We start from the raw sequence: 13823 nt of genomic DNA, 5'->3' as shown, positions 1-13823 counted from the left end.
CGTGTTTTAATGGAGAGTTTGCTAAGCGTAAAACAGCTGAAAACGGCATTCGAAACTGAATATGGAAAAGTAGTCAGTGTCGACGATGTTAGCTTTGATGTAAAAAAAGGTGAAACATTGGGGATTGTTGGTGAGTCGGGAAGCGGGAAAAGCGTAACAGCACTCTCTATTATGCGTCTATTAGGGAAACGCGGTTCAATTGAGCAAGGTGAGATTACATTAGAAGATAAAAACTTAACAGCTCTTTCTAATAAGGAATTTCAATCGTTACGAGGGAAAGAAATTTCAATGATTTTTCAAGAGCCAATGACCGCGTTAAATCCTGTTTTTACAATTGGCCATCAGCTAATAGAGGCCATTTTACTCCATACAGATGTCGATAAAAAGGAAGCAAAAGCAATTGCTCAAAATATGTTAGATAAAGTTGGTATACCTAATGCTAAACGTGTGATGAAGCAATTCCCCTTCTCTTTATCAGGTGGAATGCGACAACGTGTCATGATTGCAATAGCTTTAGTATGTAAACCAAAGCTATTAATTGCGGACGAACCGACAACGGCGCTTGATGTAACGGTACAAGCACAAATCATGCGCTTAATGAATGAATTGTGTTATGAGCTGCAGACATCTGTTTTACTTATTACACATGATTTAGGTGTCGTTGCAGAAATGGCAGATCGTGTCATCGTTATGTATGCAGGGCAAGTTGTCGAAGAAGCAGATGTTTTTACATTGTTTGAACGACCATTACATCCATATACAATGGGCCTAATGGATTCAATTCCATCAATGGATTTTGACGGAAAACAATTAAAGGCAATACCAGGTACGATACCAGGGCGTTATCAAAATATTGTTGGCTGTCGTTTTGCAAACCGTTGCGCTTTTGCAACAGAGCATTGTAAAAAACAGCAACCACCATTAATTGAAGTTGAAAAAGGGCATAAAACGAGATGTTTTGAATGGCAAAAGGTCGCACAAGGAGGAGAGCAGAAATGAAAAAGGAAACAGAGCAAAACAACTCTCCGTTACTTGTATTAGAAGATGTTAAAACGTACTATCCGTTTAAAACAGGCTTTATGAATTTAAAAACCGATTATGTGAAAGCAGTAGATGGCGTTTCATTCGAAATTTACGAAGGGGAAACAGTTGGGCTTGTAGGAGAATCTGGATGTGGGAAATCAACGTTAGGGCGCACGATTATCGGTCTAGAACCGAAAACAGGGGGACGTATTCTATTTAATGGTCAACAAATGGATTATCGAACAGACCGCGTTAGCTTAAGTCAACAAATCCAAATTGTTTTCCAAGATCCATATTCTTCTTTAAATCCAAGACAAACAATCGGATCATTACTTGCAGAACCGCTACGCGTACATAAAATAGTCCCGACGAATGAGATAGCGCAGGAAGTAGACCGATTACTTGCGTTAGTGGGGCTACCAACGACAGCAAAAGAGCGTTACCCACACGAGTTTTCGGGTGGTCAACGCCAACGTGTCGGCATTGCTCGTGCGTTATCATTACGACCAAGATTATTAATTTGTGATGAGCCTGTATCGGCATTAGATGTATCGATTCAAGCGCAAATTTTAAACTTGTTTAAACAGCTTCAAAATGAATTAGGGTTAACATACTTATTCATTGCGCACGGTTTAGGTGCAATGAAATATATTAGTGATCGTATTGCAGTAATGTATGCGGGCAAAATTGTGGAGATGGGTAAAACAGAACAAATTTTCTTAAACCCTCAACATGATTATACAAAAAAATTATTAAATGCTTATCCGAAGCCAGATCCGACAAAACGAAGTATTATTCGCCGTGAAAAGGGGACAGATGCATGCTAGGATATATTTTAAGACGATTATTAATCGCCGTCCCCGTTTTATTTGGTGTATCGGTTATTAACTTCATTATTATGCGAATGGCACCAGGAAATCCTGTCGATATGCTCGTGAGCCCTAAGTTACCAGAGGCCGCAAGACAGGCTAAAATGATAGAATTAGGACTAAATGATCCAGCCTACATTCAATATTGGAATTGGTTAAAAAACTTAGTGTTGCATGGCGATTTAGGCTATTCAATGATTACGTATGAGCCTGTAACCGAGTTAATTGCGAGCCGAATGGGTCCGACAATTATTTTAATGGGAACAGCGTTAATATTAGGGTTAATTATTGCGATTCCAATTGGCATTTATAGTGCAACGAAGCAATATTCGAAACTTGATTATACATTTGTAACGGGTTCATTTTTAGGAGTTTCCATTCCAAACTTCTTCTTGGCTTTATTATTAGTATATATTTTCTCAATTCAATTAAATTGGTTACCTTCAGGCGGTATGAAAGAATTAGGTGCTGAAGGAAGCTTCGGATCACTTTTATGGCATATGATTTTACCAGTGACAGTGCTTGTCGCAAGCGTTGCTGGGAGAAACATCCGTTATGTGCGTTCGGGCATGCTTGAAATTATGGGACAAGATTTTTTACGTACAGCTCGTGCAAAAGGAGTAAAAGAATTTTTCGTTGTGAATAAACATGCGATGCGAAATGCTTTAATTCCAATTGTAACAATTATCGGATTAGAGATTTCGATTTTATTTGGTGGAGCAGTTGTAATTGAGCAAATTTTCTCCTGGCCAGGTATTGGTCAGCTTACGCTTTCTTCCATTATGAGCCGTGATTACTCTACCATTATGGGATTAAACTTAGTAGCTGCATTCATTGTTATTGCTTCAAATATTTTAACGGATATTGTATACGCATTTGTCGACCCACGTATTCGCAAAAGCTATGTTGGGGGTGGCAAACGATGAGTTTATTTAAACGGTATTTTAATAAAAAACAGTATGATACAGAACACACGGTCACTTGGAATGAAGAATTTGCTGTAGCAAATACGAAGAGCCTATTTTGGAAAAGATTCAAAAAGCATAAATTAGCTGTAATTGGACTATGGTTTTTAGCGATTGTAACGATTGCTGCCATTTTTGCACCGTTTATTGTACCGTTTGATCCAGCTGAAATTACAAGCGAATTTAGTGCACCACCTTCATGGCAGCACTTACTAGGTACAGATCAAGTAGGACGAGACGTGTTTAGTCGCGTCATTTATGCGGCACGTGTTTCGTTAGCTGTAGGTATTGGTGCGGTGGCAATTTCGGCGATTATTGGTACTGTATTAGGGTTAATTTCTGGTTATTTTGGTGGCATTATAGATGGGATTATTATGCGTATTACAGATATGTTTATGTCATTTCCATATATTTTGTTTATTTTAGTTGTTGCTAGTATTGTAGGACCAGGGTTAACGAATATCATTCTTATTTTAGGGGTGTTAGGCTGGCCAGGTATAGCACGACTTGTGCGCGGCAATGTTTTAGCGATTAAGCAATCGGACTATGTGAAAGCAAGTATTGCTCTAGGATATAAGACGCCACGTATTTTGTTTAAGCATATTTTACCGAATACCATTGCACCTATTTTGATTTTCGCTACTTCTGGTGTTGCAGGGGCAATATTAGATGAAGCAGCATTAAGCTTTTTAGGCTTAGGCGTACAGCCGCCAGATGCAAGTTGGGGGAATATGCTTTCAAATGCCCAATCGATTTCGATTTTAACGGATCAACCGTGGCTTTGGATTCCACCAGGTATTTTAATATTATGTACAGTTTTATCAATTAACTATATTGGGGATGCATTGCGAGACGCACTTGACCCACACAATTCAAAGTAGCAAAAGGGGCAAATCCGAAAAAACATTATTTTTCGGATTTGGCTTTTTTTGATTTTGGATCATACTCTAGCAATTGAAATTAAACGAATGTAATTTGGAGCTTACATTTTCCTAGAAAAGAAAAAACGGATTTGGAAAATTACACGTTTTCCAAATCCGTTTTATTTATTCGACTTTACCGTAATAATCAATAATTTTTAAGAATATTGTTGCGATATTTAGCAATGCACGCTCATCAAAATCGAATTTCGGATGGTGGTGAGGGAATTGTGTATTTGCATGTTCATTGGCAGAGCCAACGTGAATAAAGTTTCCTGGTACATGTTGTAAGTAATAGGCAAAATCTTCGGCACCCAAGACTGCAGTTTTAATTTCGAAAGCTTCTTCTGTGAATTGTTCTTTAATTAATTGTTCAACAATAACAGATTCCTTTTCTGTATTAATTAAAACAGGATAGCCTTTTAAATAATCGATTTCATAGTCTACATAATTTGAAACTTTTAAGCCATCTAAAATAGCGAAAATTTCTTTTTCAATTTGATTCCGTACATTTTGATTTAATGTACGAACAGTACCTTCTAATGTAGCAGTGTCTGCAATAACATTAAAGGCATTTCCTGCGTGTAAGCTACCAACTGTTACAACCGCTGCCTCAGTTGGATTTACTCTGCGGCTAACGATTTGCTGGAAATTTTGAATAAGCTGAGTCGCTGCAATGATTGAATCTTTTGTCGTATGTGGGTAAGCTCCATGTCCACCTTTACCGAATAATTTAATCGTAAATGCGTCAACAGAGGCCATTATTGGACCAGCTGCAGTTGAAATTTTTCCTAAAGGTAAATCGGAAGCTAAATGAGCTCCAAATACAAAATCAACACCATCAAGCGCGCCATCCTCAATCATAAATTTTGCTCCACCTGGTGGTTTTTCTTCAGCAGGTTGGAAAATTAAACGGATAGAGCCTCTTAATTGATCTTTATTTTGCTGTACAATTTTTGCAAATGCAAGTAGTGCAGCAGTATGTCCATCATGACCACAAGCGTGCATAACGCCAGGTACTGTCGATTTATAGGGTACGTCTTTTTCATCATTGATTGGCAGGGCATCGAAATCGGCACGGAACGCGAGTGTTTTTCCTGGTAAAGCGCCATCAATGTTAGCGACGATTCCATTTTTGCCAACGCGTTCGCGGAATGGGATACCATATTCTTTTAATGTATTTGCAATAAAAATGGATGTTTTTTCTTCTTCAAATGATAATTCAGGGTGCATATGCATATAACGACGATTAGCTACAATTTCATCGAAAAGTGTATGTAATTGTTCTACTTGATTTTGAAAACTCACAAGATCACCTCTATCTAAATGTATGAAAATGATAATACGTTGATTAAACCAAGTTGTCAAGTATGATATAGATATATAAAAGCTTTATGAAAAAGTTTTCTTAGGTCCAATCCAATCGCTCTTGTTTTTTAATGTAAGTGGAATCTTGCGAAAAAATATTCTTCTTAGATAAGCACAAGAAGATAAAGGATAAAAGAAGGACGATTTTAACTGATTTTGTTGAAAAGGAATACTTATTTACGCTTAAACAAGCATTCTAGCATTTGATTCTCGCTCCATGCGGACGCTTCCTCAGGTGCATCGAAAACTGCAACCCTCGCTAATGTGCACCTTGTTGCATTTATATACTTTGTGTTTCTACAGGAGTTACCACCTCGGTTTTAATCATTTAAACACGCAGGTAGATAAATTCTATTTTATAAAAAGGGGAGGGCATAGTCTTTGATGGAGTTGAAGATATTGGCAGTGATTCTAATATAATAGCTTATTATCCTTATTGTATACTAAAACATCATTTAGCATCGTGTCAGTTAAACTACGTGGAATAGTTTCCAGAGTAATATATAAATTTGTAAAGTTGTCGTTAAAAAGTGCAACTTCAAATAAGTGCTTAGTATTGCCTTCATTTACAACTATATAATTTATTTTCTCATTATAGTTACCACTTAAAAGAATATAATTACCTCGATTTGTATGTATGATATTGATATTCTTATCTAAAATATTAGATTTTACAAAAATAATTTTTAATTTTTTGTTAACATAATTCACTTTGAAAACTGCATATCCCTTTTCATTACCATACTCAAATAAAACAATCTTTGAATTAGATTTTGAAATGTCATATTCTTCTATCGATGAAATCTCTATATCGTCCTCTAATTGTTGTTGAATACTAGTAGTCATTGCACTCTCGTTCGATTCAATAGAATAAGTTCTTTGTATAATTAAAAATACAGTAAATATTAGAAGAATAGAAATAATTATTATGTAATTTTTCATGTTAAATCCCCCTTTATTTTGAATTTATTAAGTATAGTTTAAATAGTATTTATTAATATTTCCTTGCTACTTCCTCTAAAATTTTTTACCTTACTAAATGTACATTAAATGAAAATAGAAGAAGCTCAAATAACTTCCGAATGTTATTTGAGCTTTATATTTTAGTGACAATCTTACAAACATTCAAAAGTCAAAGTGATGCAAGGCTTGAAGAATACACTTCGAGTACGCCAAGCCTCCTCACTTAAGCGACTGCGCCAATGCAACCAAGCTTTTTACCCCTTCTCTTATTTGCTTTTCATTTGCATAAGAATAACTTAAACGTATCCAAGAAGATTTTTGTTTTAATGGATCGCATATTTGCCCTGGCACAAAGGATATAGATTGTTCGATACTTTTCGATAATAATAAATAATTCAGTTGAAAGTTGATCAGGGAGCTGCACCCATAAATTCAGACCACCATTTGGACTGCCCCATTGCCAACCTGTTACTGCTAGCTCTTCTTCCATAATTTCTTTTCGTATTTGTAGGCGATTGCTCTCTAGGGAATGACTGGTGGGAATGGTATTACACGTAAGTCCATCGCCGCGAGCTCCTAAGTGCCAAAGAGGCGGATGAACTGGGTGTAAGTGTCAGCTCGGTCTAAAGAGAACGCATTGAGGTGAGCGGAGCCGTATTGCCCCATTATCAGGAAGTGGCTGAAGTGATTATTACAAAAGGAAAAGTAAAACTCCTACAAAATGGTGATTGGAAATCCTATAAAGGAGGTGACACATTCGTAGTTCCCAAAGGGGTCGTTCACACTGTTACCAATTACGATATCGAACCTACTGAGCGAGTAAGTATCTTTATCCAGGTTCATGAAGGAATCCAAAACGAAAACTTCGCGTCACATATAGTAGAGTCGGAAAAATAAGTTGATATACGAGAAGGAGCAATCCGTTAATATTTTGGATTGCTCTTTGTATTTTGGTCAATTATTTCGTTATGTTAATTGTTTTATGTGAATATAAATTCCAAGGAGACCTTGACCCTTGATCATGTGTATAAATAGTCTTATATCCTGAACCATCACTTCTGAAAATACCGAGTGACGGGAATAAGGTGTGGTACCCTCTGATTTTTGTAGTCCCATCTTTATAAATTTCTGTACGGAACTCGTATTCTACATTTGGCGCTAAGGTGTAATAAGGGTGAGCTGCTTTGTGAATGAAATTAATATCAATCATTGAACTAGTTTTTTTAGTAGCTCCTAAATAAACATTATTACTAGATGCTTGTTTTCGGTCAACAAATGTATATGTTCCATTGGAGTTTTTTGTGTAACGATTTGTCCAACCAATTGATTTTGTTTCCTCAACTGCTAAAGTTGACCAATTAATTGATGCTTCTAGTGATAATCGAGTACTTCCTTGGGAAGTTATTGTAGTACGATTATCTGTTCCGTAATAGTAGCTTCCAATTGGTGCTGGAATATATCCAGGATATTTAGAAGTATTTAAAATCATTGTATTTATTTTTATCCATGTATTTGTTGATATTGCTAAAGGCATTATTTGGGGCTTTGCTCTATAATTTTGAAGAGAAATTTTTTGGACATTTTCCTCTAAAGTTTTAACTGGAGTAGAAATTTCTATTAAATCGAAAGGATTTTCCTCTATTTCTTTATATACTTGTGAGAATAAATTGTTAGCAGATATATTCACATCATCTGTTAGCAAATAATTCAGGAAATCTATTTTTACTTGTTCGATTATTTGCTCAAATCGGGTATTAGTAAAAGGTATTTCACCAGTAATTGTATATTGATATTCGGTATTTGCTGATGGAGTATTATCTATGTAATGGCTTTCTTTTGTTACTCCTATGAATTGATTATCTCTATAAATATAATATTCAGTAATATTATCTACATCAGGCCAGTCTAAAATGATACTTGATGTTGTAGAAAATGTGTCTATTCCTATTTCTTCATTATTAGATGAAGTAGTATATATTTTTATATGTGAGTTTGAGAATACTTGGTCGTTATAATCAATAGCTGCTATTTCATATTCATTAAGGCTACCTTCAGAAAGATTTTTACTTTCGAATTGTGCTTCAGTTCCCTCGTACAATATTTCGTGGTTGTGTTTAACTATATATTTTTTTGCTTTAGGTATGGAGTTCCATTTTACAATCATCTCATTAGCATTTTTATTTACTTGGAAATCTGAAAAATTTTGATTGAAGGATTCATCTTCATAAGCGAAGACAGAAATAGATGGTATTAACAAAAATGATAAACAAATTGCAAATAGGTATAAAAAAAGTTTTTTGTTTTCCATATATATTCCTCCTTGTTTTTAGATTAATTAAATAATAACTAAATTCCGTATTAGATATCAAGGAACGAAGAAATAAAAAAATTTATAGAATAAGAGTATTATATAGCAACTTAAAATATTTGATTGAGCGTAGTGTATCAGTTAATCTTTTAGAAAAGAAGAAACACTTCGAGTTCTAGAGTATTTTCAGTAGGCGACATCTGAATGAAAACATAAAACATTATCGCTTATTACGAAATGTGAGTGAAGGAGTGAAAATATGTTTAACAGAAAATTGTTAGCAGCTTTTGTAACAACAGTCATATGTTACTTTATCGTACCTTTTTTCTTTAACGATTTTACGAACTCTTATTTCGCAATCGGGCTTGGCGTGAGTATTATTTCAGTTCCCATACTATTTACTATTGGAATTTTAGCTTCCTTGTTGATTGAATTACGAACTAAACATATCTTACTTGCTTATATGAAACATTTTGGCTGTGGATTAATTTGTGTTTGTGTGCTTTTGCTGTTAACTGACTGGGATATAGAATTATTTTTTATTTACACATTAATAGCATTTGTTTATGTTACCGTTTTCTTTATTAGTGATAAGTTAATTAAACGTAATCAATGAAGATATCTATAATACATTTGAAGATTAATTTGAAAAATAGGTTGCTACTCAATCAAAAAGATAATTGATAATTTGGGGATTTTCATTCTTTTCATAAATACTAGGCAATAAATTAATGGCTATTCTGAGTCTAATATTCATCGAAAAAAGGTAATTATAAGCTACAAATTAAATGAAACGGATATAGAGTGTAATAACATAAAAGTATAATTATGGTAATTTTAAAGAGGAGTTGTTGGTTATGTGGAAATTTACTAAATGTAACACCAGGTAATATTGCAGACAAAAATGTTCTAGAAAGCAAATAGATAAGAAAGTAGTCGTAATAATATTTTAAAAAGAGATGTTTTTAAGCTACATCTCTTTTTTATGCTAATCTTTCCAATCTTTATTTTCCTAAACATCTGTTATTGTGAGAGATGCCAACTTTAACCAAACAGCTATACCTGTAGTCTCATAATCCTATTAAATGCAATGCAAGTATGAAAATCCCCAAGACGCCAAGGGGACTGTTCTTAAGGATATAAAAAAATAACTTGGTTGTTTAAGAATTATTTCAACCTAATTTTTAAAATAGAATGATAAAGGAGAACTAAGTTTATGGAAGTTTCAAAGGGTGTAGAAATTTTGGAGCTCGAATTTAATGGAATCATCATTTATCCAACTCTTTTATGGGATCAGGAAATGGCTGTGTTAATAGATACTGGATTTCCGGGACAATTTGAAGATTTGCACGTAGCAATGGAGAAGGTAGGGGTATCGTTTGATAAACTAAAGGTTGTCATTTTAACGCATCAGGATATCGATCATATAGGCAGTCTCCCAGAAATATTGCAGGTTTGTGGAAGTAATATTAAAGTTTATGCGCACGTACTAGATAAGCCTTATATCGAGGGGGATTTGCCTCTTTTGAAAGACGGGCACATAGAAAACCCACCTAAAGGAATAGTGAACGACACTTTAAAAGATGGTCAAGAATTGCCGTATTGCGGAGGCATTCGTGTTATCCATACGCCAGGGCATACGCAGGGTCATGTCAGCCTATACTTCAAACAAAGTAAAACGCTTGTTGCTGGAGATTCGATGTATAGTGAGAACGGAGTATTGAGGGGAGTTCATGTTCCAACGACATTGGATATAAGGGAAGCTCAACAATCTTTAAAGAAATACTTAGAGTTAGACATTGAATCGGTAGTTTGTTACCACGGCGGATTGAGTTCTGGAAATATGAAAAAGCAAATTCAGAAATTGTTAATTAATGACAGAAAGTGATGCATTAATCAAACGAAGGTTTAGAGGTAATATAGTACTAAGGGCTCCTTGTGTTGTACACAGGGAGTTTTTTATTTTGACAAAATGTGCTTTTCTCATTATGATAAGATAAATGAGAATGATTATCATATAAAAGGAAGCTGAAGGATGTTAAACAAAGCAATCCCATTACACGAACAATTTAGTAATGGAGTGAGAAAAAAATGACGAACAAAATGGATCTATCGGCATTAACATGTGAAAAAATGCAAGATGGCACACTTGCTGTCAAAACGACAGAAACACTTATGATGTTAACGCAAAGTCGCTATAAAGAATTAATGCATATTGAACAATTGTATAATGCCATGCATATTGATTTAGATGAAAAGCAAATTGTATTAGAGCAAGAGCGAAAAAATTTAAAAAAACAAAATACTAAGCTTACTGAAGACATGCAAAAATTGACACAGCAAAATGCGGTGTTACAAAAAAAGCTAACGGAGTATAATTGTGCCGTCGACGAGCTGAAGGAGCTCCGCCGACAAAATACCAACTTGCTAATTGAGCTTAGTAAATACACGGCCCTGTCTAGGGAATCTCTCTCAGGTCCTTTAAAATCGATGATTCGAGATATGCGGGAGCAGGGGGTAGGCATAAAAGAAATTCATATTCGCATTAAGCGACAAATTAATCCTGATATTAGTTATAGTATGGTACGAAAATATATTTCTGAGCTTGAAAATGAAAATAAAGCGTAATGTCAGGTGTTTTAGCAATAAACAATATGTTCATAGTAAAATTGTGCATTTACAGTTGCCGGTCAAAGTCCTATAATTAGTCTATTCTTTCACATTATAAATAAACGTCAAACTTGTGAAATTACGAGAGTGTCGTAATTGATTTAAGAAGAGTAGGAGAATTAAAGACAATGTCAAATGAGAAAAAAGGGGTATTGGCAGCGTTTTTTGCCTATGCCATTTGGGGAGCATTCCCACTTTACTGGAAACTACTTGAGCATGTGCCAAGTATGGAAATTTTATTAGGGCGTGTAATATGGTCCTTCGTCTTTACAGTACTAGCAGTCATTATTTTCGGTATGCGCAAAGATTTATTAGCTGATTTAAAATATTTATGGACACACCAGAAGATTTTTTGGCAGTTAGCATGTGCATCTTTTGTCATTTCAATGAATTGGTACTTATATATTTGGGCTGTAACCCATGAACATTTGATTGAGACAAGCCTTGGCTATTATATTAATCCACTATTGTCGGTCATTTTTGGTGTTGTCTTCTTTAAAGAGACATTGAGTCGGGCACAATGGGTTGCTACAGCCATTGCGTTTATTGCGGTTATCATACTAACTGTAAATTATGGTACAGTACCTTGGGTGGCGATTTTAATTGCCCTAACGTTCGCTATTTATGGGGTACTGAAAAAGAAAATTACACTTGATGCAACAAGGGGCCTAGCCATTGAAACTATGTTTATTCTCCCATTTGCGTTAGGCTATTACGTCTATTTATTTTCAACAAGCCAAGCATCTTTCTTACATGTTAATACACAAACAGATGTATTAATGATTGTGAGCGGTATTGTGACAGCTGTGCCTTTAGTTTTATTTGCTAAAGGTGCTCAAAATATTCCGCTTTACCTATTAGGCTTTATACAATATGTAGCGCCAACAATTGTTTTAATTTTGGGCGTTGTACTGTATAAAGAACCATTCAGTCAAGTTGAACTACTGGCATTCAGCATTATTTGGGTAGCCTTAATATTGTTCTCAGGTTCGAAAATTATAGAAATAAGAAAAGCACATCATAAATCTGCGTAGCGAAAAGGACTTGTAGAGTACTCTACAAGTCCTTTCACCATGTAGACAAGCATCAAGTAGTTAACTCTTGATGCTTTGTCATTTTTTATCCTTATAATGAAAAAACTTGCTCAGTTGATTTGTACGGAGGGCGGTGACTCCAGCCGGAACGCACACAATGTAAAACGCAATAAACCGCGCCGCGCGTTAGGGAGGGTTGCGGTTTACATTGTGTCGGTGGAAAGCGTCCGCCTGTAGCGGAAATCAACAGCTTCTACGGTTCCTTTAAGAATCGATTTGTGCTTTAATCGTAAAATACGTTTCCTCAATTTTTTGCTTATAAGGTAGGTCGATTAAATCTTTCGAATCAAGGTATGCTTTTTTGGCAATTTCGTAAGCAGTTGTTAGCTTGCCAAACTGTGCGTAGCATAGCGCTTTATAGGAAAAACATTCATTCATACTTAGCAAATCATAAGGGTGTGAAACTGAAATGGGGATTTCTGTAAAATGGGTAAATGTTGCTAGTGATTCTGTATAACGACCAAGTAAATACAATGATTTTCCCTTTTCAGCATAATAAAAGTTTTTATTTAGTTTTGTTGAATCTGTAAGGGCATTAAAATGTTCAATTTCAACTAATGCTTTTTCATACTCATGTGTATAATTGTTATAATAATGGGATTTTAAGACGTAGATAAAGGCATCGACATCATCTTGTTCAACAAAAATACGATACTGCTCCAACTTCATCATCATTTGGTCAGCCTGCTCGAAATCACCATCAATCATGGCACAATAGGAACCAATACGATACAAATCATCGATATGATAAAACAGTTGGTTTTGATGGGCATGTTCAATGGTTTCGTTAATTAATTTTTTACCTGCCTCATGCTCACCAATGGCTAGCTGAAAAATACTAATATAATAAGACATTTTCCCCGTATCACGTGAATCTAGCTGATAGTTTTCGCGGGCAACTTCCTCTTTCACTTGTAAAATACATCGATAGGCTTCTTCATATAAGCGATTTTCTGATAAAATGCCAAGCTGGAGCATGTAGGTTTTGAACCAATGACTCCACAAATTGATTTCTTTAAATATTTGGCGCGCTTGTTGAAGCGGTGGTTCCCATGTCGTTAAACCTGCAACGTACTGCGCATTCGCATAAATATATAATAAACGCCCAGCTTCATAGCTAAGTGGTAAATCGTCTATGTATGGGTGAATGATATCAACGATTTGCTGATGGTTGTCCGCATCGTCAAACTTTACCTCAGCAAACATAATTTCTACTTGCTCCAAAAGATGACGAATATCAGATGATGTCACTTGTTCAAGTAATTCGCTTGCTTTCACACCAAGACGTTCCGCAATATAATCTAAGCTTTCCATAGATGGCTTCGCTTTATCATTTTCTATTTGACTTAGCATACCTTTTGTTAGACGATCAGCAGCAAGTGCCTCTAATGTTAATTTTCGTTCTTTTCGTAATTTGCGAATCCTCATGCCTAAAGAGTCCACTGCCTCGCCTCCTTTCTTCACTACTAACAATAATAACTATTCTTCGCAAAGTCTATACATTTACCCAAAACAGCCGAGAGTGCTAGGTACGACCTAGAATTTTTAGTTTGTTTAATTATATTAAACTTTTTGTTGCAAGAAAAGTAAATGATGTGGTATATTTTGTTTAATAAAATTAAACTTTTAAATTTAAATAAAAT

Annotated in this window: 13 protein-coding genes and 1 pseudogene; 9 read left to right on the top strand and 5 right to left on the bottom strand. The window is 35.2% G+C overall.

What is annotated here, in order from left to right:
- The first annotated feature begins 9 nt into the window (after positions 1–9).
- From ACIP9G_RS06775 to opp4C, 4 genes are read left to right on the top strand one after another with little or no spacing between them, the layout of a single operon-like run.
- The gene (locus ACIP9G_RS06775) at positions 10–999 is read left to right on the top strand and encodes an ABC transporter ATP-binding protein (protein WP_401018454.1); all 990 of its coding nucleotides are present in this window, start codon (positions 10–12) and stop codon (positions 997–999) included.
- Positions 996–1850, top strand: coding sequence for an ABC transporter ATP-binding protein (locus ACIP9G_RS06770; RefSeq protein ID WP_340824802.1), 855 nt, complete (start codon positions 996–998; stop codon positions 1848–1850). The genes ACIP9G_RS06775 and ACIP9G_RS06770 overlap by 4 nt, the downstream gene beginning before the upstream one ends.
- Entirely contained in the window at positions 1844–2818 is a 975-nt protein-coding gene (locus ACIP9G_RS06765; protein ID WP_337981527.1) for an ABC transporter permease, read from the top strand. Before ACIP9G_RS06770 ends, ACIP9G_RS06765 begins: the two co-directional genes overlap by 7 nt.
- Complete coding sequence (opp4C, locus tag ACIP9G_RS06760; protein ID WP_401018452.1) at positions 2815–3738, top strand: oligopeptide ABC transporter permease; 924 nt, start codon at positions 2815–2817, stop codon at positions 3736–3738. Before ACIP9G_RS06765 ends, opp4C begins: the two co-directional genes overlap by 4 nt.
- Positions 3739–3903: 165 nt before the next feature.
- Here the strand turns inward: opp4C and ACIP9G_RS06755 are convergent, their stop codons facing one another.
- The 3 genes and pseudogenes from ACIP9G_RS06755 to ACIP9G_RS06745 form a co-directional block, all read right to left on the bottom strand.
- Complete coding sequence (locus ACIP9G_RS06755; RefSeq protein ID WP_340824800.1) at positions 3904–5085, bottom strand: M20 metallopeptidase family protein; 1182 nt, start codon at positions 5083–5085, stop codon at positions 3904–3906.
- Positions 5086–5556: 471 nt separating this feature from the next.
- Positions 5557–6087 (bottom strand): hypothetical protein, encoded by a 531-nt coding sequence (locus tag ACIP9G_RS06750; RefSeq protein ID WP_401018450.1) that lies wholly within the window; start codon positions 6085–6087, stop codon positions 5557–5559.
- Positions 6088–6327: 240 nt separating this feature from the next.
- Positions 6328–6619: pseudogene (locus ACIP9G_RS06745) on the bottom strand (PLP-dependent aminotransferase family protein); the annotation flags it as partial.
- A 131-nt stretch (positions 6620–6750) separates the two neighbouring features.
- Here ACIP9G_RS06745 and ACIP9G_RS06740 point away from each other — a divergent pair.
- A complete protein-coding gene (locus tag ACIP9G_RS06740; protein WP_401018448.1) occupies positions 6751–7005 on the top strand; it encodes a cupin domain-containing protein in 255 nt (84 codons plus the stop codon).
- A 61-nt stretch (positions 7006–7066) separates the two neighbouring features.
- Here the strand turns inward: ACIP9G_RS06740 and ACIP9G_RS06735 are convergent, their stop codons facing one another.
- Entirely contained in the window at positions 7067–8416 is a 1350-nt protein-coding gene (locus ACIP9G_RS06735; RefSeq protein ID WP_401018447.1) for a DUF3238 domain-containing protein, read from the bottom strand.
- 259 nt (positions 8417–8675) lie between these two features.
- Here ACIP9G_RS06735 and ACIP9G_RS06730 point away from each other — a divergent pair, with 259 nt between their 5' ends.
- From ACIP9G_RS06730 to rarD, 4 genes are all read left to right on the top strand, one after another.
- Positions 8676–9032 (top strand): hypothetical protein, encoded by a 357-nt coding sequence (locus ACIP9G_RS06730; protein WP_401018446.1) that lies wholly within the window; start codon positions 8676–8678, stop codon positions 9030–9032.
- A 600-nt stretch (positions 9033–9632) separates the two neighbouring features.
- Complete coding sequence (locus ACIP9G_RS06725) at positions 9633–10304, top strand: MBL fold metallo-hydrolase (RefSeq protein WP_401018444.1); 672 nt, start codon at positions 9633–9635, stop codon at positions 10302–10304.
- 203 nt (positions 10305–10507) lie between these two features.
- The gene (locus tag ACIP9G_RS06720; protein WP_340824780.1) at positions 10508–11044 is read left to right on the top strand and encodes a hypothetical protein; all 537 of its coding nucleotides are present in this window, start codon (positions 10508–10510) and stop codon (positions 11042–11044) included.
- A 170-nt stretch (positions 11045–11214) separates the two neighbouring features.
- Positions 11215–12120: an EamA family transporter RarD gene (gene rarD, locus ACIP9G_RS06715; protein ID WP_340824779.1), complete on the top strand. Its 906-nt coding sequence runs from the start codon at positions 11215–11217 to the stop codon at positions 12118–12120.
- A gap of 264 nt (positions 12121–12384) precedes the next feature.
- Here the strand turns inward: rarD and ACIP9G_RS06710 are convergent, their stop codons facing one another.
- Positions 12385–13623: a helix-turn-helix domain-containing protein gene (locus tag ACIP9G_RS06710; protein WP_401018443.1), complete on the bottom strand. Its 1239-nt coding sequence runs from the start codon at positions 13621–13623 to the stop codon at positions 12385–12387.
- Positions 13624–13823: the final 200 nt, after the last annotated feature.

The sequence above is a fragment of the Lysinibacillus sp. NPDC093197 genome, from assembly GCF_044754025.1.
GTDB lineage: Bacteria > Bacillota > Bacilli > Bacillales_A > Planococcaceae > Lysinibacillus.
This window is presented reverse-complemented; position numbering and strand designations above follow the sequence as displayed.